Source organism: Salipiger bermudensis, assembly GCF_020171625.1.
GTDB lineage: Bacteria > Pseudomonadota > Alphaproteobacteria > Rhodobacterales > Rhodobacteraceae > Salipiger > Salipiger bermudensis_B.
The window spans coordinates 1-23,510 of sequence record NZ_JAIUZY010000008.1; the positions used below are offsets into that span (position 1 = coordinate 1).

17 protein-coding genes are annotated in these 23,510 nt (G+C 69.4%); 8 read left to right on the forward strand and 9 right to left on the reverse strand.

Annotated features, from left to right (window positions below; all coding sequences use genetic code 11):
* Positions 1–56: 56 nt before the first annotated feature.
* Together LCM15_RS14685 and rimO are read right to left on the reverse strand one after the other, a co-directional pair.
* Positions 57–668: a thymidine kinase gene (locus LCM15_RS14685; protein WP_224857692.1), complete on the reverse strand. Its 612-nt coding sequence runs from the start codon at positions 666–668 to the stop codon at positions 57–59.
* 414 nt (positions 669–1,082) lie between these two features.
* On the reverse strand, positions 1,083–2,447 hold the full coding sequence (gene rimO / locus LCM15_RS14690; RefSeq protein ID WP_224857694.1) for a 30S ribosomal protein S12 methylthiotransferase RimO: 1,365 nt from the start codon (positions 2,445–2,447) through the stop codon (positions 1,083–1,085).
* 202 nt (positions 2,448–2,649) lie between these two features.
* On the opposite strand from rimO, the gene LCM15_RS14695 reads away from it, so the two are divergent.
* Both LCM15_RS14695 and LCM15_RS14700 read left to right on the forward strand, forming a co-directional pair.
* Positions 2,650–3,402, forward strand: coding sequence for a L,D-transpeptidase (locus tag LCM15_RS14695; RefSeq protein WP_224857696.1), 753 nt, complete (start codon positions 2,650–2,652; stop codon positions 3,400–3,402).
* Positions 3,403–3,488: 86 nt separating this feature from the next.
* A complete protein-coding gene (locus LCM15_RS14700) occupies positions 3,489–4,046 on the forward strand; it encodes a L,D-transpeptidase (RefSeq protein WP_224857698.1) in 558 nt (185 codons plus the stop codon).
* Between the two features lie 13 nt (positions 4,047–4,059).
* Here LCM15_RS14700 and arfB read toward each other — a convergent pair whose 3' ends face one another.
* The 6 genes from arfB to LCM15_RS14730 all read right to left on the reverse strand — a co-directional run bounded on the left by arfB (position 4,060) and on the right by LCM15_RS14730 (position 9,277).
* Positions 4,060–4,482, reverse strand: a complete 423-nt coding sequence (gene arfB, locus LCM15_RS14705) for an alternative ribosome rescue aminoacyl-tRNA hydrolase ArfB (protein WP_224857700.1) — start codon at positions 4,480–4,482, stop codon at positions 4,060–4,062.
* A 340-nt stretch (positions 4,483–4,822) separates the two neighbouring features.
* On the reverse strand, positions 4,823–5,464 hold the full coding sequence (locus LCM15_RS14710) for a queuosine precursor transporter (protein ID WP_224857702.1): 642 nt from the start codon (positions 5,462–5,464) through the stop codon (positions 4,823–4,825).
* Between the two features lie 67 nt (positions 5,465–5,531).
* On the reverse strand, positions 5,532–6,443 hold the full coding sequence (locus LCM15_RS14715; protein ID WP_224857704.1) for an esterase-like activity of phytase family protein: 912 nt from the start codon (positions 6,441–6,443) through the stop codon (positions 5,532–5,534).
* Positions 6,416–7,336, reverse strand: a complete 921-nt coding sequence (mepA, locus tag LCM15_RS14720) for a penicillin-insensitive murein endopeptidase (protein ID WP_224857706.1) — start codon at positions 7,334–7,336, stop codon at positions 6,416–6,418. Before mepA ends, LCM15_RS14715 begins: the two co-directional genes overlap by 28 nt.
* A complete protein-coding gene (locus LCM15_RS14725; protein ID WP_224857708.1) occupies positions 7,333–8,670 on the reverse strand; it encodes an MFS transporter in 1,338 nt (445 codons plus the stop codon). The genes mepA and LCM15_RS14725 overlap by 4 nt, the downstream gene beginning before the upstream one ends.
* A gap of 73 nt (positions 8,671–8,743) precedes the next feature.
* On the reverse strand, positions 8,744–9,277 hold the full coding sequence (locus tag LCM15_RS14730) for a thioesterase family protein (RefSeq protein WP_224857710.1): 534 nt from the start codon (positions 9,275–9,277) through the stop codon (positions 8,744–8,746).
* Between the two features lie 134 nt (positions 9,278–9,411).
* On the opposite strand from LCM15_RS14730, the gene LCM15_RS14735 reads away from it, so the two are divergent.
* From LCM15_RS14735 to yaaA, 3 genes are all read left to right on the forward strand, one after another.
* A complete protein-coding gene (locus tag LCM15_RS14735) occupies positions 9,412–9,696 on the forward strand; it encodes a YggT family protein (RefSeq protein ID WP_224857712.1) in 285 nt (94 codons plus the stop codon).
* Positions 9,697–9,786: 90 nt separating this feature from the next.
* A complete protein-coding gene (gene recQ, locus LCM15_RS14740; RefSeq protein WP_224857714.1) occupies positions 9,787–11,841 on the forward strand; it encodes a DNA helicase RecQ in 2,055 nt (684 codons plus the stop codon).
* A gap of 78 nt (positions 11,842–11,919) precedes the next feature.
* On the forward strand, positions 11,920–12,690 hold the full coding sequence (gene yaaA / locus LCM15_RS14745) for a peroxide stress protein YaaA (RefSeq protein WP_224857716.1): 771 nt from the start codon (positions 11,920–11,922) through the stop codon (positions 12,688–12,690).
* Here the strand turns inward: yaaA and LCM15_RS14750 are convergent.
* Positions 12,678–15,254, reverse strand: a complete 2,577-nt coding sequence (locus LCM15_RS14750) for a response regulator (protein WP_224857718.1) — start codon at positions 15,252–15,254, stop codon at positions 12,678–12,680. The two genes, yaaA and LCM15_RS14750, sit on opposite strands and share 13 nt — an antisense overlap.
* Positions 15,255–15,423: 169 nt before the next feature.
* Here LCM15_RS14750 and LCM15_RS14755 point away from each other — a divergent pair, with 169 nt between their 5' ends.
* From LCM15_RS14755 to pbpC, 3 genes are read left to right on the forward strand one after another with little or no spacing between them, the layout of a single operon-like run.
* Complete coding sequence (locus LCM15_RS14755; protein WP_224857720.1) at positions 15,424–20,853, forward strand: alpha-2-macroglobulin family protein; 5,430 nt, start codon at positions 15,424–15,426, stop codon at positions 20,851–20,853.
* Positions 20,850–21,401 carry a putative glycolipid-binding domain-containing protein gene (locus tag LCM15_RS14760; RefSeq protein WP_224857723.1) on the forward strand — a complete coding sequence of 184 codons (552 nt, stop codon included), beginning with the start codon at positions 20,850–20,852 and terminating at the stop codon, positions 21,399–21,401. Before LCM15_RS14755 ends, LCM15_RS14760 begins: the two co-directional genes overlap by 4 nt.
* Positions 21,394–23,412 carry a penicillin-binding protein 1C gene (gene pbpC / locus LCM15_RS14765; protein WP_224857725.1) on the forward strand — a complete coding sequence of 673 codons (2,019 nt, stop codon included), beginning with the start codon at positions 21,394–21,396 and terminating at the stop codon, positions 23,410–23,412. Before LCM15_RS14760 ends, pbpC begins: the two co-directional genes overlap by 8 nt.
* The last annotated feature ends 98 nt before the right edge of the window (positions 23,413–23,510 follow it).

Below are 23,510 nucleotides of genomic sequence, written 5' to 3' on the forward strand. Positions count from 1 at the left end.
TCCCCTCATCTAAAGGCACCTCTGGTGTGACGGGGAGCAGCGCCCCGCGCGCGCACTTAGGCCGTGCCGGTGCCGGGTGCGTCCGTGCCGCGGTCGCCGACCGCCTCGCGCCAGTGCTTGCGGCAGAGCGAGATATAGGTCTCGTTGCCGCCGATCTGCACCTGATCGCCGGCCGTGACCACCCGACCGTCGCCATCTTGCCGGATCACCATGGTCGCCTTGCGACCGCAATGGCAGATCGTGCGGACCTCGCGCATGGTGTCGGCCAGCGCCAGAAGCACCGCCGAGCCGGGAAACAGATGGCCGCGGAAATCCACCCGCAGTCCGTAGGCCATCACCGGGATCTTCAGATCGTCCGCCACGCGGGCGAGCTGCCAGACCTGCGCCTCGGTGAGGAACTGCGCCTCGTCGACGAAGATGCAGGCCAGCGCGCGGGCCTCCTGCTGCGCCAAGATGCGGGCGAAGAGATCATCCTCGGGGGTGAAGGTATCCGCCTCGCGCCCGAGCCCGATGCGCGAGCCGATGCGGCCCTCGCCGGCACGGGTGTCGAGCCGCGCGGTCAGCAGGTAAACCTCCATGCCGCGCTCGCCGTAGTTATGCGCGGCCTGCAGCAGCAAGGTCGACTTGCCGGCATTCATGGTGGAGTAGTTGAAATAGAGCTTCGCCATGACGCAGAGCCATGCCGCAGCGGCGCGGGCGGCGCAAGCGGGCAGGGCGCGGAAACACCCCGCGACGGCGCGGAAAGGAATGCCCCCGCAGAACGAGGGCATTCTCGGCACTGAAATGGTCGCGCAAAATCAATTTCTGAACGCCCGGTCTTCGGGGGGCGCAAGGATCGGACGGATCCGGATCCCGAGCCTCCCGGGGCAGCATCCGGGCGGTCCATCTGTCACTTTAACAATGTCCTGATCTTAGCATCGTGGCCGGGTTTCCCCTAGCGCAATCCGCTGTCTCGCGCCGGCTGAACTGGCCGCCGCAAAAGGTCCGAGAACTCCGCCCCTTACCGTGATCCGGGGGTGGCAGGGGCGCTCGGTCTCTCGCTATGCGTGTAGTGAGCCCGCGAATCACGGGCCCTGTCGGCGTCAGGTCAGGCGACCCCAGAGATCGTACTCCCCGGCCTCGTCGACCTCGACCGTCACGATGTCCCCCGGGGAGAGTGTCTCGTGGCCCTCGTCGATGAACAGGTTGCCGTCGATCTCAGGGGCGTCGGCCTTGGTGCGGCAGGTGGCGGCGTCGTCCTCCACGAGGTCGACGATCACCTCCATGCGTTTGCCGACCTTGGCGGCGAGCTTGGCCTCGGAGATTGCCTGCGCCTTCTCCATGAAGCGATCCCAGCGCTCCTGCTTGACCTCGGCGGGCACGTGGTCCGGCAGCGCGTTCGAGCGCGCGCCGGCGACATTCTCGTATTGGAAGCAGCCGACGCGATCGAGCTGCGCCTCGTCCATCCAGTCGAGCAGGGTCTGGAACTCGGCCTCGGTCTCGCCGGGATAGCCGACGATGAAGGTCGAGCGCAGCACGATCTCGGGGCAGGCGGCGCGCCAGGCGGCGATCTCGTCGAGCGTGCGCGCGGCGGCGGCGGGCCGGGCCATGCGCTTCAGCGTGTCCGGGTGGGCGTGCTGGAAGGGGATGTCGAGATAGGGCAGGATGCCACCCTCGGCCATCAGCGGGATCATCTCGCGCACATGCGGGTAGGGGTAGACGTAGTGCATCCGCACCCACGCGCCGAGCGATCCCAGATCGCGTGCGAGGCTCTGGATCGGCGCCTTCTCGGGGCGGTCCTTCCAGTCGGTGCCGTAGGCGGAGGTGTCCTGGCTGATCACCAGCAGTTCCTTCACGCCGGCCTCGACCAGCTTCTCGGCCTCGCGCATCACCGCGCGGTGCGGCCGCGAGGCAAGCTTGCCGCGCATGTCGGGAATGATGCAGAACTTGCAGGCGTGATTGCAGCCCTCGGAGATCTTGAGGTAGCTGTAATGCCGCGGCGTGAGCTTGACGCCCGACGACGGCAGCAGGTCGACGAAGGGATCGGGCGCGGGCGGCACCGCGCCATGCACCGCGTCGAGCACCTGCTCGTACTGGTGCGGGCCGGTGACGGCCAGCACCTTGGGGTGCGCGCCGGTGATGTAGTCGGGCTCGGCGCCGAGGCAGCCGGTGACGATGACCTTGCCGTTCTCGTTCAGCGCCTCTCCGATGGCCTCGAGGCTTTCCGCCTTGGCGCTGTCGAGGAAGCCGCAGGTGTTGACGATCACCGCGTCGGCGCCGGCATAATCGGGCGAGATGCCATAACCCTCGGCGCGCAGCCGGGTCAGGATGCGTTCGCTGTCGACCAGCGCTTTCGGGCAGCCCAGGGAGACCATGCCGATCGTCGGCTGGCCGTCGCGTTTGGTCTCGGAGATGCGGGCGCGCGCCAGATCGGGGCGCAGGTCGGGAGGATTCTGCATGGCGCGCATATAAGCGAGGGATTGCTTCGTGGGAAGCCTGTTGCGGTGATTGCTTGACCTTGCCGCCAGACGGACGAGTTTAGGGGGAGAACATACAAAAAAGCACCCATGCCGTGCCGGGCCGGGCGGGACCGTTTCTTCCTGAGCGGGCAGACCGCGTCCCAAAGCGCGATCGGTCACGGCAACGGGACGAGAGGACGAAAGACCACCCATGATCCCCCTGAAAAGCCTGAGACTGAAATGCCTGGCCCTGCTGGCCCTTCCTGCCCTGCTGGGCGCCTGCGCCGTAACGCCGCCGCCGAACCAGCTTGGCGCGATCAGTGACGAGACGCGCGCGATGTACGCCGCGACCGTCGACAACGGCTTCGAGGTCCCGGCCATCGAAGACAAGTACCTGAGCGAGTTCCGTAAGCGGCAGCTGGTGCCGTATCACGCGCCCTACAAGGCCGGCACTATCGTGGTCGATCCGGGCGGGCGGTTCCTCTACCATCTGCAGGGCAACGAGACCGCCATGCGCTACCTGATCGCGGTCGGCGCGCAGGGCTACGGTTTCTCGGGCGAGGCGACGATCCCGTTCCAGCGCGACTGGCCGTACTGGACCCCCACCGCGAACATGCTGCGCCGCGAGCCCGAGGAATACGGCCCGGTCAGGAACGGCCTGCCCGGCGGGCTCGAGAACCCGCTCGGCGCGCGGGCGCTCTATCTCTACAAGAATGGCCGCGACACGCTCTACCGCATCCACGGCACTCCGAGCCCGTGGACGGTGGGGCACGGAACCTCCTCGGGCTGCATCCGCCTGTTCAACCAGGATGTGATCCATCTCGCCGAGCGGGTCGAGAATGGCACCAAGGTGGTGGTGCTGACCAAGGACCAGGCCGGCAAGTGGACTGACGGCTCCGAAACGCCCCCGCTGGTGGCGATGGCGGGCGAAGACGCGACCGGTACGGCCCCGACCGAGGGCTGAGCGCGCGGCTTAAGCTTGGCTTAAGGCAGGACTGCTGACTCGGCGCCGTGGCCCGCAGAGGCCACGGCAGAAAAGGAGCAGTCCCCATGTCCACCCGATTGACCCGGCGCGCGGCGCTGACGCTTGGCGCCGCCGCGACCGGATCGCTGATGGTTCCGGCCATGGCGCGCGCGCAGGACGGCGCGCGCCGCAACATCTCGAGCTTTTCCATGCAGGATTGGCGCGATCACTTCGATACGCTGGGAAAGGCCTGCATCGTCTGCGACACCACCTCGCGGGCGCTGCATTTCTGGAGCGGAGACGGCAGCGATTACCGGATCTACCCGACCTCGGTGCCGCTGACCGAGGAACTGACCAAGCGCGGCTATACCAAGATCGTGCGCAAGAAGGTGGGGCCGTCGTGGACGCCCACGCCCTCGCAGCTCGAACGCTACCCGGACTGGAAGCCCATCGGGCCGGGCCCGGACAATCCGCTTGGCACGCACGCGATGTATCTCGGCTGGCCGGCCTATATCATCCACGGCACGCACGACACGCGCAAGATCGGGCGGAGGTCGTCGGACGGGTGCATCGGCCTTTACAACGAGAAGATCGAAGAGCTGTTCGCGATTGCCCCGATCGGCACGCAGGTGCGGGTGATCTGAGGCCGGTTCGGGCTCAGGGGCCGGGGTCGACCTTGCCGCGCAGCGCCTTGACCTCGCCGCGCTGCTTCTTGCCCTCTAGGCGCCGGCGTTTCGAGCCCAGCGTGGGCCGCGTGGGAATGCGCCGCTTGGGCTTTTCCAGCGCCTTGCGGATCAGCTCGGCGAGGCGCTCGCGCGCGATCTCGCGGTTGCGCGCCTGGCTGCGGGTCTCGTCGACCTGCAGCACCACCGCGCCCTCCTTGGTCCAGCGCCGCCCGGCCAGCTTGCGCAGACGGCTCTTCACCGCCGGCGGCAGGTTGGGCGAGCGCTCGGCCTCGAACCGCAGCTCCACCGCGCTCGAGACCTTGTTGACGTTCTGTCCGCCCGGCCCGGAGGCGCGGATGAACTGTTCCGTCATTTCCCAGTCTTCGATGCTGATGCGGTCGTTGATCTCAAGCATGGGCAGGACCTAGCACAAAAAGCGGGGGCCGCCACGGTTCCCCGGGCGGCCCCTGCATCGCGCTGCGCCCGAGAGTGCCGGGCGAGGCGGTCTGAAATGGGAAATGGGCCACTCTGCCTGTCGAGTGACCCATTCGAGACGTCAAGGAGGCGGGCCGGTTAGGCAATGCCAACCTCGATCGGAAGTCTTGCCAGGGATTGCCCTAGCAGGTCATCCTCCGGGCTGTTCCGACACCTCTCTCCAATGTTTCTCTAGACACTGGATCACCTCCTTTCAGCTGTTAAAAAACGCATCTTCAGGGTGGCACGAGACCGCCCAATCTCAAAACGTTTTTTTCAGCTCAGGCCAGGGAGCGCGATGCAAGTGCCTTCGAAACGATCATCCGGAACGGCACCAGCGCGAGGATGGCGAGGCTGAGCTTCACCAGCCAGTCGGCGGTGCCCAGCGACACCCAGAGCGGCACCATCGGGCCCGCGCCCAGCAGCGGCAGGGTCTCACCGGCCCAGCTCACGTCGTTGCCGGGCTCGAGGAAGCTCAGCGCGCCGGAGAAGGCGATGGTGAAGAAGATCGCGGTGTCGAGGGCGGAGCCGACCAGCGTCGAGGCCAGCGGCGCGCGCCACCACGAGCCGGTGCGCAGGCGGTCGAAGATCGCCACGTCGATCATCTGCGCGGTGAGGAAGGCGAGGCCCGAGCCGATGGCGACGCGGAGGGTCACGGCGGGGTAGGTGTAGCCGTCGCCCTGCAGGGTGATCTGGGTGCCGATCAGCGAGCAGATCACGCCGACCACGAAGCCCGCGAACACCACCTTGCGGGCGGCCTGCGCTCCGTAAAGGCGATTCATCACGTCGGTGACAAGGAAGGCGAGCGGGTAGGTGAAGGCCCCCCAGGTCAGCCACTGGCCGAACAGGAACTGCACCAGGATGTTGGAGGCCAGCACGATGGCGGCCATGGCAAGAATGCCGGGAAGATGTTTGCGTGTCATGTCTCTTGACCCGTTTTGACAAGGTTGCGGGGAACTTGGCCGCGCCGGGCGCGGCGGATTGGTCCCCTTAAGGCCTGTCCGGGCTTGAGGCAAGAGATTCCGGCACGATGTACTCGACCAGCTGGGTGCGCTGGAAGAAGTTGAAATTGTCGTCCGAGATCATCGTCAGTCGGATCGCGCCGGCCTCGTCGCGCCACACCGCGATGCCCTCGAGGTTGTCGTGGCGCAGCAGGTGGCTCTCGAACAGCGTGGTTTCCCCGCTCAGCGCGTCTTCGGCCATGTCGAAGCGGCGCACCCGGCTGCGGAAGCCGACGCCGGTGAACTCGCGTTCGAGCAGGTAGAAGCGCCCGTCGGGGCCGATGTCGGCGCCCACCGCGAGAAAGCCGCCGCGGCGCGGGATCTCGAAGGGCTGGGTCCAGCCTCCGTCGTCGTAGCGCCAGACCGGGAACGGCCGGGTAAGCTCGCCCGAGCGCTCGGGCAGCGTATAGAGCCGCCCTTTCGCGTCGACGGCCAGCGCCTCGAGGCTGGAATTGTTCTGCAGGCGCTTGAACGCATCGGCGCGGGGCAGGGGCATGGCGCGCTCGGGCGTGTCGTAGGCCCAGACGCGGCTGACGCCCTCGTAGGACACGAAGATGCGCCCGGTCCCGTCGATCGCAAGCCCCTCGGAATCGCCTTCCGCATGGCTCTGCCGCTGCCCGTTTTCGTCCATCAGGGGCACGATCGGGCCGGCGTGCACCGCCACGATGCGCCCGTCCTGCCGCTCGAGCGTGCCCGTCACGATGCGCGCGCGGTCGCTGATCGCGGTGAAGCGGCGGCCGTCTTCGGACAGCTCGATGCCGGAGAACCCGCCGAAGGCCGGGTCGTCCATCCTCCAGGTGTAGCTTGCGGTAAAACGCGCTTCGCCGCCGCTGGCCGCGGCGGCGATTGCGAGCGCGCCCACCAGTGCAGCGCCTATTGCGCCGCGAGTACGGTTGCGCATTGGGCCGGAAGGTCCCCCATGATGAGATCGCGCTTGGGCTTGGGCGCCGGCGCGTTCGGGTCGGGCGGCGGCGGGTTGATGATGTTGTTCACCCAGGCCTGCGCGTCGGCGCAGCCGTCACCCGGCGGCGGCGGCGTCTGGTTGACGCAGCCGGTGGCGCCCGGCGGGCAGTTCAGCCGCACGTGGAAATGGTAATGGTGCCCGTACCAGGGCCGGATCTTGCGCAGCCACGCGCGATCGCCGGTTTCGTCGTTGCACATCTTCACCTTGGCACCGGGGAAGACAAAGATCCGGGCCACGCGCGGGTCGCTCGCCGCGGCCTTCAGCAACTCGTGATGCGAGCGGGTCCATTTGTCGTTTGTATAGGCCCCCGAGGCGCGGCGCAGCGAGATCGACGAGAGGTTCTCGCGTTCGGTGGGGCTGAGCCGGAGATTGGTGGCCGGCAGCATCCAGATATCGGCATCGAGCCCGATCTGGTGGCTGGCATGGCCCGAGGTCATCGGGCCGCCGCGCGGCTGGCTCATGTCGCCCACGTAAAGCCCGTTCCAGCCCGGCAGCTGCGCCGCCTTGCGGCTCAGGTCCTGCACGTAGTCGATGGTCTCGGGATGGGCCCAGTTGCGGTTGCGGCTGAGCCGCATCGCCTGCCATGTCGGGCCGGTCTCGGCCAGTTGCTGCGCGCCGGCAAGGCAGCCCTTCGAATAGGAGCCGTAGGCGGCGGGGCTCTGCGGCGAGCCGGCCTGCTGGGCGCCGAACAGGCTCTTGGCGCTCTTGGTCGAGAGCACCCCGGTCACGCGGGGCAGATCCTCTTCGGTCACGGTGGAGGCGGGGCGGTCGCCGCCGCAGGCCGCAAGGGTCAGTGCGGCCACGGCGATGGCGGTCAGGGTGCGGATCATTCTGCTCGGTCTCCGTCTGGTTGCACCCAGCGTAGCAGGAAAAGGCCGACGACGAAAAGCCCGATGATGGGGGTGACCCCGATGCGCTGACTGCCGCTCACCGTCGTTGCCACTCCGATGAGCAGCGGCGCGAGGAACGATGTGGCCTTGCCGGACAGCGCGTAGAGGCCAAAGGCCTCGGTCATGCGCGCGGGGTTGGCCTGCCGGCACATCATGGTGCGCGAGGCGGCCTGGATCACCCCGCCCGCCGCACCGATGACGGCCCCGAAGAGCCAGAAGGCATAATCGGCGGCGCGCGAGCCCTCGGGCAGGGCGATGCCGAACAGCGCCGTGCGATCGACCGAGACGATGCCGACCGCCACGGCGGTCAGCACGAGGATGCAGACGGCGATCACCGGCTTGGGCCCGAAGCGGGTGTCGGCTTTGCCTCCGAGCCAGGCGAACAGCGCGCCGGAGATGATCGCGATGATGCCGAACAAGCCGGTATCGACCACCGACCAGCCCAGCACCCCGGCGGCGTAGATGCCGCCGAACGCATACATCCCGTTCAGCGCGTCGCGGTAGAACATCGACGAGGCGAGGAAGGCGAAGAGAGAGGGGGTGTCGGGCAGCCGCCTCAGGGTACCCCCGAGGCCCGTCAGCGCCCGTTTCACCGCGCCCCTCGGGGCCTGATGGCTGCGCGGGTCCCGCACCCAGAGGAAGAACGGCACCATGAAGATTGCGTACCAGATCGCGGTCAGCGGCCCCACGAAGCGCGTGCCCTCGCGCAGCTCCGGGTCGAGCCCGAGCGCCGGGGCGAGGCCGAGGAAGGTGGTCCCGGTGGTGGCGCTCTCGGCGAAGAAGGCGAGCATCAGCACCAGCGCGATCAGCCCGCCCACGTAGCCGAAGGCCCAGCCATTGCCCGAAATCCGCCCGATCTCCTCCCGGGGGCCGAGGTCGGGGAGCATGGCGTTGGTGAAGATCGTCGCGAACTCCATCCCGACGAGGCCGAGGGCGAAGAAGAACAGCGTCGAGAACAGGTTGAAGTCGCCCGGCGCGGCGAACCACAGCATCCCGGACCCCAGCACGTAGAGCCCCGAGAAGCCGCAGATCCAGCGCAGCCGGTTGCCGCCGGTATCGGCCAGCGCGCCGAGGATTGGCGCAAGGAGGGCGATGGCGAAACCCGCCGCCGCGATGCCGAAGCCCCACGCCGCCTGCGCGCGGCTGCCGTCGCCCATCAGCTCCTTGACATAGGGCGCGAAGATGAAGGTCAGCAGCAAGGTGTTGTAAGGCTGGCTGGCCCAATCGAAGAAGAACCAGCCCCAGATGCGTTTGCGTGTCACGTTCCCGGCCATGCTGCCCTCCTGTCCGCGGCGCGATAGAACAGCCGGGCGGGGCAGGGGGCAAGGCGAAAACGGCCGACGCGCGCTACATCTGCGGCGGCCAGGGCCGCTGGTCCTCGGCGGCGAGCCAGCTCTGTACCCAGTCGGGCAGCTCCGGGGACTCGGCCTCGTGGCCGAGCGCCTGCATGATCCGGTCGGTGGGCACGATGCCGTTCCGGTTGGTCACAGCGCCGCGATAGACCGCGTGGTTGGCGCATTCGCCATCGGCCTTCCACATGCTCTGCTCGAGATACATGAAGCGGGCGTCCCAGCCGATCAGCCGCGAGCGCATCTCGACCTTCTCCATCAGCCGGACCCGGCGGCGGTAGCGCACCACCGCGCCCGCCATGGTCAGCCCCCAGCGCTCGCGCCGCAGCACCTCGATGAGACCCGAGCGCCGCGCCAGCGGGATGCGGCCGAGATCGTAGAGCGTCAGGGTGCGGCCGTTGTTGAGCTCCTTCCACAGGTCGAGATCCCACGGCCAGCAGATGTGATGCGAGATGTGGCTCTCGCCCAGCTCGAGCGGCGGCTGGTTGCGCGAGATCCAAAGCTCCTTGGCCATGCGGATGAAGGGATACATGCGGGCGACTCCTTGAATTTGCGCCCAAAGGGCCGCGCCGCGGCGGGAACGTCAACCACAACCCTGCGGCACTATTGCCCTTGTCTGCGGGGATGCTTACCTGTGTGCGCGGACAGGCAAAGGAAACACACCACATGATGGCAATCTACGGCCCGCTGAAGCTGATCCTCGACGTGATCTTCTTCATCATGATCGTCCACATCATCATGAGCTGGTTGATCAATTTCAACGTGCTCAATCTGCGCCAGCCGCTGGTGGCGAGCATCTGGACCGGGCTCAACCGCCTGCTCGAGCCGATCTATATGCCGATCCGCCGCATCCTGCCCAACACCCACCCACTGGATCTGGCGCCGCTGGTGGTGTTCATCATCGTGATCTCGCTGCGCGACTACATTCTGCCGACGCTTCTGTTCGGGTGATTTCCGCCACGGGCGGGCTTGTTCACCTATTCTTAGTATGAGACTGTGCGGAATAGAGCAGATATAGCGTTCATTCCGCAGGTCCCGCCCATGCCACGCGACATCGCGCCCGGAGAGGCGCTGCTGAAAGAGATCTTCGGCTTCGATGCCTTCCGTCCCGGACAGGGCGAGATCGTTGATGCCGTGGCGCAGGGCGAGAATGTCCTCGCCATCATGCCCACCGGCGGCGGCAAATCCCTGTGCTACCAGCTTCCCGCCCTGATGCGCGGCGGCGTGACCGTGGTGATCTCGCCGCTCATCGCCCTGATGCGCGATCAGGTGCGCGGATTGCGCGAGGCGGGCGTTGCCGCCGGCGCGCTGACCTCCGGCAACACGCAGGAAGAGACCGACGCGGTCTGGGACATGCTCTCGCAGGGCACACTCAAGCTCTTGTACCTCGCGCCCGAGCGTCTTGCCTCGGGCGGGGCGCAGCGGATGCTGTCGGAGGCCGGCGTCAGCCTGATCGCCGTCGACGAGGCCCATTGCGTCAGCCAGTGGGGGCATGATTTCCGCCCCGACTACCTGCGCATCGGCGAGTTGCGCCGCAGCCTCGGCGTGCCGCTCGCGGCTTTCACCGCCACCGCCGATCAGGAGACGCAGGAAGAGATCGTCCGCCGCCTGTTCGACGGCGAGACGCCGCAGACCTTCCTGCGCGGCTTCGACCGGCCCAACATCCACCTCGCATTCCGCCCCAAGGACAGCCCGCGCGCGCAGATCCTGCGCTTTGCCGCCGCCCGCAAGGGCCGCTCGGGCATCGTCTATTGCGGCACCCGCGCCAAGACCGAGAGCATCGCGCAGGCGCTGCGGCAGGAGGGGCACAGCGCCTGTTACTACCACGGCGGCATGGAGGCGGACGACCGCCGCGCCGTCGAAGAGCGCTTCGCCAAGGAAGACGGGCTGATCGTGGTCGCCACGGTGGCCTTCGGCATGGGGGTCGACAAGCCCGACATCCGCTGGGTCGCCCATGCCGACCTGCCGAAATCGATCGAGGCCTATTACCAGGAGATCGGCCGCGCCGGACGCGACGCGGCGCCGGCGGAAACGCTGACGCTTTATGGCGCCGACGACATCCGCCTGCGCCGCGCCCAGATCGACGAGGGCATGGCCCCGCCCGAGCGGCGCAGCGCCGATCACGGCCGGCTGAACGCGCTGCTGGGTCTGGCCGAGGCGCTGGGGTGCCGCCGGCAGCAGCTTCTGCGCTACTTCGGCGAAAGCTCGGAACCTTGCGGCAATTGCGACCTCTGTGACAAGCCGCCCGAGCTGTTCGATGGCACCGAGGCGGTGCGCAAGGCGCTGTCGGCGGCGCTGCGCACCGACGAGAGCTTCGGCGCCGGGCACCTGATCGACATCCTGATCGGCAACGAGACCGACAAGGTGCGCCAGCGCCGCCACGACCAGCTGCCGACCTTCGGGGTCGGGCGCGACCTCAAGAAAGGGCAGTGGCAGGCGGTGTTCCGTCAGATGATGGGCTTCGACCTCGTGCGCCCCGATCCCGAGCGTCACGGCGCGCTGGTGATGACCGACGCGGCGCTGCCGATCCTCAAGGGCGAACAGTCCATCACCCTGCGCCGCGACGTTATCGACCGCGCCGCCGAGCGCCGCCCGCAGGTCAAGACGCTGGTCGCCGAGGAAGACGCGCCGCTGCTGTCGGCACTCAAGGCCAAGCGCCGGGCGCTGGCCGAGACGGCCTCGCTGCCGGCCTACATGATCTTTCCCGACAAGACCCTGATCGAGATGGCCGAGACCCGTCCGCAAAGCCTCGACGACATGGCCCGGATCGGTGGCGTGGGCGCCAAGAAGCTCGAACGCTACGGCGCCGAGTTCCTGTCGGTGATCACCGGTGCGACCGAGGAGATGCACCCGACCCGGCGCAAGCTTGCCGGGCGCGAGGCCGGGTCGCTCTACGACACGCTGATGGCGGTGCAGGCGGATCTGGTGCGCGGCATCGACGGCACGGAAAAGCCGCTCTCCTGCTCGGCCTCGCTGCTGGCCAAGGTGGCGCAGGCCCGGCCCGACAACGGCGAGGCGATGGAGCGGCTGCTGGGCGACCGGCGCTATGAGCGCTTCGGTCCGGCGTTTCTGGACGTTCTGGCCCGGGCAGACTAGATCGGCCCGGGGATTTGAATTCCCGAATATCCCGATGACGGACGAGACCGGGCGCCGCCCGGCAAAGGAGGTTTCGCGATGCTGGTAGTGGTGTCCCCCGCCAAGAAGCTGGACTGGTCGGAGCGCGACGTGACGATGACCGAGCCGCGCCTGCAGGATGAGGCCAAACGCCTCGCCGCGGTAGCGCGCGAGCTGAGCGTCGATGACCTCAAGTCGCTGATGAAGATTTCCGACGATCTCGCGAAGCTCAACCGCGACCGCTTTCGCAACTTCCGCGATGCCCCCGACGCCGACGATCTGCGCCCGGCGGCGCTGGGGTTTGCCGGCGACACCTATCAGGGGCTCGAGGCGGCCTCTCTGGATGAAGATGAGATGGACTGGGCGCAGAATCACCTGCGCATCCTGTCGGGTCTTTACGGCGTGCTGCGCCCGCGCGACGGCTTCCAGCAATACCGGCTCGAGATGGGCTCGCGGCTGAAGACCGAGCGCGGCAAGAACCTCTACGACTATTGGGGCGACCGGATCTCGACCTTGCTGAACGCCGATGCCGGGGAGGTCGGCGCGCAGGTGCTGGTAAACTGCGCCAGTCAGGAATATTTCGGCGCCGTCGACCGCGAAGCGCTGAAGCTGCGGGTGATCACGCCGCAATTCATGGAAGACAAGGGCGGGAAGCCGAAGATCGTCAGCTTCTATGCCAAGAAGGCGCGCGGCGCGATGGCGCGCTACATCGTGCAGCACCGGCTCAGCGATCCCGACGCCCTGCTCGATTTCGACAGCGGCGGCTATGCCTTCTCGGAAGAGCTGTCGCAGCCCGATCAGCCGGTCTTCGTCCGCCCCTACGGCGGCTGAGCCACGCGCCCGGCCCATGTGTCGATCAGCCGGGCAAGCTCCTGCTTGCGCAGCGGCTTGGTGAGATAGTCATCCAGCCCGGCCTCGAGGATGCCGTCGCGATCGCCGGTCATGGCATGGGCGGTGACCGCGATGATCGGGACACGCGCGCCCGGCGGCTCCAGCGCGCGGATCTGCTGCGTGGCCTGCTTGCCGTCCATGCGCGGCATCGAAATATCCATGAAGATCAGGTCCGGGCGGCGCTTGCGATAGGCCTCGACCGCCTCGAACCCGTTTCCGGCAAGGCGCAGCGAGAGCGGCCGGCCCAGCCCCTCGGCCATCTTGCGAAACACCATCTGGTTGGTGCGGTTGTCCTCGGCAAGGATCACGTCGAGCGGGCGGGCCGGAGTGGCCGCGGGCGCCCCGGCGCCCCCGCGGCGGCTGCGGAAGGTCGGCAGCGCGCTTGGCGGCGCGGGCGGTTGCGGCTGCGGCTGTGGCTCGGCGGGAGGCGGATCGGTCTCCATCGTCTCGAGCGCCTGCAACAGGGCCCGGCGCGGCGCGGGCTTGGGCAGCACCGCACGCACCCCGCAGGCCTGCGCCGACGCTTTCAGTGTTTTTGGCTCCGGCGACAGCAGCATCACCGGTAGCCCGGGCTGCACGCGCGAAAGCTGCCGTGCCAGGTCCAGCCCGCTCATGTCCGGCAGGTCCTGCTCGGCGATGATCAGGTCGGGCGGCTCGTCCATGCGGTCGAGCGCCTCTTCGGCGGTCCTGCAGACGCTGACCGTGAGGCCCACGGTCTCCATCTGCCGGGTCAGGATGGCCCGGTTGAGCACGTGATCGTCGACCACCAGAACCTCGCGCAGGCTGTCGGGAAGCGCCGCCGCCTCGATCTGCGCCGGCTCCTCGACCGGCAGCTCCACGCGCAGCCCGAAGCACGACCCGCGCCCCGGCTCGGAGTCGACCCAGATCTCGCCGCCCATCAGGTCGGTCAGCCGCTTGGTGATCGCAAGGCCCAGTCCGGTGCCCTCGAACTGGCGATTGCGGTCATCCTCGACCTGATTGAACTCGCCGAAGATGTGCTCGATCTTGTCGGGCGGAATGCCGATGCCGGTATCCTCGACCGTGATATGCACCGCCGCCCGCCGGTCTTCGAGCGCGCGCCCGGTGATGCGGATCAGCACGTGCCCCTCGTTGGTGAACTTGACCGCGTTGCCGACGAGGTTGGTGAAGATCTGCCGCACCCGTCCGGGATCGCCGATGAAACGGGTGGGCAGGAACATGTCGTAGTCGACCAGCAGCTCGAGGCCTTTCTCGCGCGCCGTGGGCTGCAGCAGCAAGAGCACCTCGTGCACGGTGCGTTCCAGATCGAAGGGCTCGGGCTTGAGCTGCAGGCGCTCGGCCTCGATCTTGGAATAGTCGAGGATGTCGTTGATGATCACCAGCAGCGCCTCGCCGGAGTTGCGTATGGTGTCGACATAGAGCGCCTGTTCGTCGCTGAGGGCGGAGTCGCGCAGCAGCTCGGCCATGCCGACGACGCCGTTCATCGGGGTGCGGATCTCGTGGCTCATGTTGGCGAGGAAGGCGGACTTGGCGTGGCTCGCCTGCTCGGCGCGGCGCTTGGCCTCGACCAGCTCCTGCTGGGTGCGCTTGGCCTCGGTGATGTCGATGCGCAGGCCGACGCGGCCGCCGTCGGTGAGCGCGCGTTCGTAGATCCGCAGCCAGCGGCCATCGCCGAGCTGCTGTTCCATCTCCTGCTCGGCGCTGCGATGCGCGGCGAGACGCTCTTCGAGCCAAGCCTCCTCGCGCCCCACCGCCTCGGCATACTGGCCCTGCGACAGGCCATAGCGCAGGATGTCCTCGAAGCTGGCGCCGGGGATGATGGCCGGGGCGCTGTCGTTGTAGAGCGTGCGGTAAGGCTCGTTGCACATCAGCAGGCGGTCTTCGGCGTCGTAGATGACGAAGCCGTCCGGCAGTTCTTCGATCGCCGACCACATGCGCATCAATTCGGTGATGTCGACGCATAGAGAGACCACGCCGCCATCGGGCATCCGCCGATCCTGGATCTTGAAGAACTGGCCGGTCCACAGGCGGATGATCTCGGGCGGGATCGGGTCCATCTCCCAGCGCGCCTGCATCCGGGCGAGCCACTGCCGCCGGCGTTCGCCCTGCAGATCGACGATGCCCTCCTCGACGAGCATCTCGAGCACATGGCGATAGCTCGCGCCGGGGCCAACCGAATCGATCCCCTCGAACGGGGCAAGGAAGGCAGGATTGGCCAGCTCGAGCCGTGCGTCGGAATTGTACATCGCGAAGCCGTCGCGCATCGTCTGCAGCGCCTTCCAGAGCTGTCCTTCGACCAGCTCGATCTTTTCGTGCGCAAGGCCGAGCTGCGATTTCACCAGCCGGTACTCGGAGCGCACCTCGGTGATCTCGGCGCGGGTTTCATGGATTTCGTTGCTCAGGGCGCGGGCGTGTTTTCCGAGCTTGCGATTGGCGGCGAACAGCTCGGCCTGCTTGAGTTCGAGCAGACGTTCGGCTGCGAGCCGCGCGCGCCGTTCCTCTGCCAGTCTTGCCGAGAGATTCATGCCTGTGCCGCCTTGTGAAAACGGGGCGAGAGTGGCGCGGTGTTGGTGAAGATCGTCTTAAGGAAGAACTCTGAAAGACGTCCGGAAGACATCTTGAAGGCGTCGGAAAATATTGCCATTCCCGCCTCGCGGGTCCACCATGCCCCTGCTTCCAGAAGGAGATTGCACCATGCGCCGGCTGATGCTCGCTTTCATCGCGGCGGCCTGCGCCGCAACGTCGTCCCCGTCGCAGGAGGCCGGGCCGTTGATGCCCGAGCGCCGCCTCGTGGTGAGTCGCGACACGGACTTCTTCGGCGGCGATCTGCAGCCACTCTTCGACACCACGCTCGAGGCGTGCCAGACGCTGTGCCTTGGCGATCCGGCCTGCGCGGCCTTCACCTTCAACACCCGCTCCAACGCCTGCTTCCCCAAGACCGGCGTGACCGAGCGCAAATCCTATGACGGCGCGGTTTCGGCCGAGGTCATCGTCGCCGGCGCCGGGGCGCTGTCGCGGGCGGAGGCGCGCGTGCGCGATCTCGGCTTCCTCGAGGCCGGCGACCTTGCGGCCGCCCGCGAGGAGGCCGGGGCCATCGGCGCGCGGCATTCCGGCGGGCAGTGGAGCGTCGGGGAGCTGGGCGATGCAGCCCGCAGCGCCGAGGCGCAGGGCAACCTGCGTGACGCGCTGAGCTGGACCGGGGCCGCGCTGGCCCAGAGCGACACGGCGGCGCTCTGGCTCGATTACGCGCGGCTGTCGCGGGCCTATGCCGCGGCGAGCAGCAATGGCGGCGAGACGCAGACCCACGAGCGCCGGGCGCTGCTGGCCGCGATCAACGCCTACCTGCGGGCCGGGCCCGAGGCGCAGCGCGCCACGGCGCTCCTGCAACTGGCCGAGGGGCTCGAGGGCACCGGGCAGGGCCGGCTCATGGTGCCGGCGCTGCGGCTCGCCGAGCGGCTGGCGCCACGCGACGAGATCGCGCAGGCGCTCGACCGGGCCATCGCGCAATACGGCTTTCGCATCACCGAGCACGTGGTCGAGGCCGACAGCGCGGCCCCGCGGATCTGCGCGGAATTCTCCGAAGATCTGATCCGCGCCGGGCAGGATTACGCGCCCTTCGTGCGGCTGCCGGACCCGAAACTCGCCGTGGTGTCGGACGACAGGCGCATCTGCATCACCGGTGTGCAGCATGGCGAGCGCTATGACCTGACCTTCCGGGCGGGCCTGCCCTCTGCGCAGGGCGACGCGCTGGTCCGCGACGTCCCGATCACCGCCTATGTGCGCGACCGGGCGCCCGCGCTCTCCTTCCCGGGGCGGGCCTACGTGCTGCCCAAGAGCGCCGATGCCGGGCTGCCGATCGAGACGGTGAACCTTGCGGAGGTCGATCTGACGCTGCGCCGGGTCTCGGACCGCAACCTGATCCGCGCCATGCAGGACGAGTATTTTGGCCGTCCGCTCTCGACCTGGGCCGAGGAGCGTTTTGCCGGGGAACTGGCCGAAGAGATCTGGACCGGCACGGGCGAGGTCGAGAACCGGCTCAACGCCGACGTCACCACGCGGCTGCCGATTGGCGAGGTGGTGGGCGATCTTCCTGCGGGGATCTACGCGCTGACCGCGCGGGTGCCGGGGGCCGATCCCTCCGAGGAGGCGGGCGCGACGCAGTGGTTCGTGCTCTCGGATATCGGCCTGACGACGCTGGCCGGAACGGACGGGCTCACGGTGATCGCCCGGGGGCTCTCGGATGCGGCGCCGCTCGAGGGGCTCGAGGTGACGCTGCTGTCGCGGGCCAACCGCCCGCTTGGCACGGCCACGACCGACGACGAGGGCGTAGCGCGCTTTGCCGGCGGGCTGACGCGGGGCACCGGCGGGGCCGCTCCGGCGCTGCTGACCGCCACGCGCGGCGAGGAGGACATCGCCTTCCTGTCCCTCACCGATCCCGCCTTCGATCTTTCCGATCGCGGCGTCGAGGGCCGCGCGCCCTCGGGGCCGCTCGATGCCTTCCTAACCACCGACCGGGGCGCCTACCGCGCGGGCGAGACCATCCACGCCACCGCTCTGCTGCGCGATGCCAAGGTGCGCGCGGTCGGGGATGTGCCGCTGACCGCGGTGCTGACGCGGCCCGACGGGGTCGAGCACGCCCGCCTCGTGTCAAACGAGGGGGTGGCGGGGGGCCATGTCTTCACCTTGCCGCTCGCGCCCTCGGTGCCGCGCGGCACGTGGCGGCTGGCGCTCTTCGCCGACCCCGACGCCCCGGCGCTGGTCTCGGAGACGGTGCTGGTCGAGGACTTCGTGCCCGAGCGCATCGACGTCGACCTGTCGCTGCCCGAGGGGCCGATCGCGCGCAACGCGCCGCCGCGGCTCGAGGTCGAGGCGCGCTATCTCTTCGGCGCGCCGGGGGCGGACCTGCCCATCGAAGGCGAGCTGACCCTGATCCCGCAGACCACGCTGGAGGCGCTGCCGGGCTACCGCTTCGGGCGCCACGACGGCGAGGCCAACCCGCAGACCCAGTCGTTCCCGCCGGATCTGCGCAGCGATGGCGAGGGGCGCGCGCAGCTGGCGCTGCCCTTGCCCGAGGGCACGGCTGGGCAGCCGCAGGAGGCGCGGGTGACGCTGCGGGTCTCCGAAGGCTCGGGCCGCCCGGTGGAGCGCTCGCTGAGCCGACCGGTCGCGCCCTCGGGGCCGATGATCGGCATCCGCCCGGAGTTCGACGGCACCCTGCCGGAGGGCACGGAGGCCAGCTTCCTGTTGCAGGCGGTCGGGCCGGATCTGGGGCCGGTGCCGATGCAGGTGGAGTGGCGGGTGAACCGGGTCGAGACGCGCTACCAGTGGTACGAGCTTTACGGCAACTGGAACTGGGAGCCGGTGACCACGCGCAGCACCGTTGCCAGCGGGTCCGCGACGCTGGGGGGCGAGCCTGTCCGGGTGAGCGCGGGTCTCGACTGGGGCGCCTACGAGCTGGTGGTTGAGCGCACGGGCGGCGACTATGTCGCCTCGTCGGTCGGCTTCGAGGCGGGCTGGTACGCGCCGGTGGGCGCGGTCGCCACGCCGGACATGCTCGAGCTGTCGCTCGACCGCGAAAGCTATGCTCCGGGCGACACCGCGCAACTCCGCGTCGTGCCGCGTTACGCGGGCGAGGCGCTGGTGACGGTGCTCTCGGACCGGGTGATCTCGATGCAGGCGATGGAGCTGCCCGAGGGCGAGAGCGTCATCGACCTGCCGGTGACCGAAGAGTGGGGCGCGGGCGCCTATGTCACCGCGCAACTGGTGCGCCCGATGGATGTCGCGGCGGGGCAGGCCCCGGCGCGTAGCCTCGGCCTTGCCCATGCCGCCATCGCGCCGGGCGCGCGGCAGCTGTCGGTCAGCTTCGACGCCCCTGAGCAGAGCGCCCCGCGTGCGCCGCTGAGCGCGGCCGTGCAGCTTGACGGCGTGGCCGAGGGCGAGACCGCCCATGTCACCGTCGCGGCGGTGGATCTGGGCATTCTCAACCTCACCGGCTTCGACAGCCCCGATCCGTCGGCGCATTACTTCGGGCAGCGCCGGCTGGGGGTGGAGATCCGCGACCTCTATGGCCGCCTGATCGACGGCATGAGCGGCGCCATGGGCGAGATCCGCTCGGGCGGCGACGCGGGGGCCTCCCTGCGCCTGCAATCGCCGCCGCCGACCGAGGCGCTGGTGGCGTTCTTCTCCGGCCCGGTGACCGTGGGGCCGGATGGCCGCGCCGAGATCAGCTTCGACATGCCGGATTTCAACGGCACGGTGCGGCTTATGGCCGTGGCATGGTCCGACAGCGCCGTGGGGCAGGCCGCAACGGATGTGTTGGTGCGCGACCCGGTGGTGCTGAGCGCCTCGCTGCCGCGCTTCCTTGCGCCCGGCGACGAGACGCGCCTGCTGCTCGAGCTGACCCACGCCACCGGCCCGACCGGGCAGATGCCGCTCGAGATCACCGCCAATGGCGTCGCGCTGGGCGACGCGCCTGCCGAGGTGAGCCTCCGCGAGGGGGAAACCCAGCGCCTGAGCCTGCCGTTGCGGGCCGATCTGGTGGGCGATCATGAGATCACGCTGGTTCTGACCACGCCGGAGGGGGCGCGGCTGACCAAGACGCTGACCCTCGGGGTGCGTGCCAACGACCCGCAGGTGGGCACCACCCGCCGCTTCACCCTCGATCCCGGCCAGACCTTCACGCTGGATCGCGCGGCTCTGGAGGGGCTGCGGTCCGAGAGCGCCGAGGTGATGGTCTCGGCAGGGCCGCTGGCGCGGTTCGATGTGCCGGGGCTGCTCGCTTCGCTCGAGCGCTACCCGTATGGCTGCACCGAGCAGGTGACCTCGCAGACCCTGCCGCTGCTCGCGCTCTCGTCGCTGACCGAGCCGCTGGGGCTGGGCAACGCGGAACAGATCGACGAGCGCATCGCGCGGGGGATCACGCAGGTGCTGACCCGGCAGGACGCGAACGGCGCCTTCGGGCTCTGGCGCGCGGGCTCGGGCGATTTCTGGCTCGACGCCTATGTCAGCGATTTCCTGACCCGCGCCCGCGCCGCCGGGCAGGAGGTGCCCGAGACCGCCCTGACCGCCGCGCTCGACAACCTCGCCAACCGCGTCGCTTATGCGCCGGACTTCGAGGAGGGCGGCGAGGACATCGCCTATGCGCTGATGGTGCTGGCCCGCGAGGGCCGCGCGGCGATCGGGGAGCTGCGCTACTACGCCGACCAGCGCGCCGATGCCTTCGCCACGCCGCTGGCGCAGGCCCAGCTCGGTGCTGCGCTGGCCAGCTATGGCGAGCAGGCTCGCGCCGACCGGATGTTCGCCAAGGCGGCGGCGCGTCTCGCCGTGCAGAAGGAGGCAGGACAGGTCTGGCGCGACGATTACGGCTCGTCCCTGCGCGATGCGGCGGCGGTGCTGTCGCTGGCCGCCGATGCCGGCTCGGAGGCGGTGGATCGCGATGCGCTGATCGCGCGGGTCACCGGCGCCGACCGTCCGCTCTCGACGCAGGAGCAGGCGTGGTCGCTGATGGCCGCCCATGCGCTGGTGGCCGATCCCGGCGCCTCGGGCATCGCGGTGGACGGCACGCCGGTCTCCGGCCCGTTCCTGAGGCGCATTCCCGGCGACGCGCTCGACCCGACCGGGATCACCAACACCGGCAGCGGCCCGACCCCGATCACCGTCACCGCGCTAGGCGTGCCCGAGGGCGACACCGAGGCGCAGGGCTACGGCTACACGATCAGCCGGGAGTACTTCACCCTCGAGGGTGCGCCGGTCAGCGGGCCGGTGGCGCAGGGCGACCGCATGGTCGCGGTGCTCACCGTGCGCCCGGCGGAAGACGGCGGCGCGCGTCTGATGATCAACGATGCGCTGCCCGCGGGGCTCGAGATCGACAACCCCAACCTGCTGCGCGCCGGAGATATCCGTGGGCTCGACTGGCTCGAGCCGAGCGAGACCGAGCGTGTCGAGTTCCGCACCGACCGGTTCCTCGCCGCGGTCAACCAGTCGGGCAACGCGCCGATCCGGCTGGCCTATGTCGTGCGGGCGGTCTCGCCCGGCACGTTCCACCACCCGGCGGCCCTCGTCGAGGACATGTACCGCCCCGAATACCGGGCGACCACGGCGTCCGGCAGACTGGAGATCCGATGACCGAGACCATTGCGACCACCCGCTGGCGCGCGCTCGACCGCGACGGCGAAGACAAGTGCCGGCTGGCGCATCACGACGGCGGCTACATGCTGGTGGGCCACGCCCGCTTCCGCGACGGGGCCGGCTGGGCGGCGCTCGACTACGTGGTGCGGATCGACGGCGACTGGCAGACCTGCTCGGCAGATGTCACCGGCACCCATGGTGGGGACGAAGTGGCGGTGAAGCTGCTGCGGGAGGACGGGGTGTGGCGCCTGAACGGCGAGGCGCAGCCGCAGCTCGACGGCTGCGAGGACGTGGATTTCGCCTTCACCCCGGCGACCAACCTGATGCCGCTGCGCCGCCTGCCCGATGTCGGCCGGCTGACCACCCGCGCCGCGTGGCTGCGGCTGCCGGGGCCGCAGGTCTCTCCGCTGGATCAGAGCTACACCCGCGAGCGCGGCGCGCTGGTCTCCTACCACGCCGAACAGAGCGACTACAGCACGCAGCTGGTGATCGATCCGTCCGGCTTCGTGGCGACCTATCCGGGACTGTGGGAGTCCGATGCCTAGGCTTGCCACCCTCGTCGTCCTGCTCTGGGCGGTGGCGCTGGGGCGCGATGCCGCCGAGGACTGGATCGCGGGCACCGAGCTGCCGGTGCTGGTCCACGCCACCGCGCCCGAGGTCCGCGACCGCGACGGGCGGCTCTTGCGAGCCTACACGGTGGAGGACGGCCTCTGGCGCATGGAGGTGACGCCCGACCGGGTCGATCCGTTGTTCTTCGAGATGCTGATCGCCTACGAGGACCGGCGGTTCTACAGCCATCACGGCGTCGATCCGGTGGCCGCCCTGCGGGCTGCGGGTCAGGGGCTGCGGGCCGGGCACATCGTCTCGGGCGCCTCGACGCTGACCATGCAGGTGGCGCGGCTGCTCGAGGATGGCGGCACCGGCGCGTGGGCGGGCAAGCTGCGGCAGCTTCGGCTGGCGCTGGCGCTCGAGCGGCGGCTGGACAAGGCCGAGATCGTGCAGCTCTACCTGCGGCTCGCGCCCTATGGCGGCAACCTCGAGGGGCTGCGCGCCGCGACACTGGCATGGTTCGGCAAGGAGCCGGCGCGGCTTACCCCTGCCGAGGCGGCGCTGCTGGTGGCGCTGCCGCAATCTCCCGAGGCGCGCCGCCCGGATCGCCACCCCGAGGCCGCGCGCGCCGCCCGCGACCGGGTTCTGACGCGCATGGAACGCGCCGGCGTGATCGATGCCGGGACCGCCCGCGCGGCGCGGCGCGAGCCCGCACCGGACCGCCGCCACCCTTTTCCGCAGATCGCGCCGCATCTCGCCGACCGGGCGCTGGCCGAGGGCACCGGGCGGCACCGCCTGACCCTCGACCGCGACCTGCAGGAAAGCCTCGAGCGGCTTGCGGCCACCTACATGCAGGGGCGCGACAGCCGGTTGTCGCTGGCGCTGATCGTGGCCGACCACCAGAGCGGCGAGGTGCTGGCCAGCGTCGGCTCGCCCTCCTACGCCGCCACGCGCGGGCAGGGCTTCGTCGACATGACGCGGGCGCTGCGCTCGCCGGGCTCGACGCTGAAGCCCCTTGTCTACGGACTCGCCTTCGATCACGGGCTGGCGCATCCCGAGACGCTGATCTCGGACACGCCGGTGCAGTTCGGCACCTATGCGCCGCAGAACTTCGATGGCCAGTTCCGCGGCGAGCTGCGGGTGTCGCGGGCGCTGCAGCTGTCGCTCAACATCCCGGTGGTGCGGCTGACCGACGCCATGGGCCCGGCGCATGTGATGGCCGCGCTCGAGACCGCCGGCCTCTCGCCCGAGCTGCCCGGCGGACAGCCGGGGCTGGCGCTGAGCCTTGGCGGGGTGGGGCTGTCGCTGTGGGACATGGTGACGCTTTACGCAGCACTTGCCGAGGGCGGGGCGGCACGGCCGTTGCGCTGGCAGATGGACGAGGCGGTGCCCGCCGCGCGGCGGGTGATAAGCCCGCGCGCGGCGTGGCAGGTGGGGCACGTGCTGGCAGGGCTGGCGCCGCCGCCGCAGGCCGGGCCGCCGGGGCGGGTGGCCTACAAGACCGGCACCTCCTACGGTCATCGCGATGCCTGGGCGCTGGGCTATGACGGGCGCTACGTGGCGGGCGTCTGGATCGGACGGCCCGACGGCACGCCGGTGCCCGGCGCCTTCGGCGGCGAGCTGGCCGCGCCGCTGTTGTTCGAGGCACTGGGCCGCGCACGGGCCGAACCGGTGCCGCTGCCCGCGCCACCGCCGAACACGCTGCTTGTCAGCAACGCCAAGCTGCCCGCCCCGCTGCGCCGCTTCGGGGCCAGCGCGGCGCAGGCGCCCTCGCTGCAGGTCACCTTCCCGCCCGAGGGTGCGCGGCTGGCGGCGGATGCGCGTGGCGTGCCGCTGAAGCTGCGCGGCGGCGTGCCGCCGTTCACGCTGCTGGCCGACGGCGCGGTGCTGGCGACGCAGCAACGCGGGCCGGAGTTCCTCGTGCCGCTGCGGGGGCCGGGCTTCACGACGCTGTCGGTGATCGACGCGACCGGGCAGGCCGGGCGGGTCTCGATCGAGCTGCGCTGATCCACGCATCATGTCGTGGCCGAAGGCCGAAATCATGTGTGCAGAAACGAAAAATCGGTCGACAACGCGGCCCTTGCGCGGTTGTCTGGCACCGGACC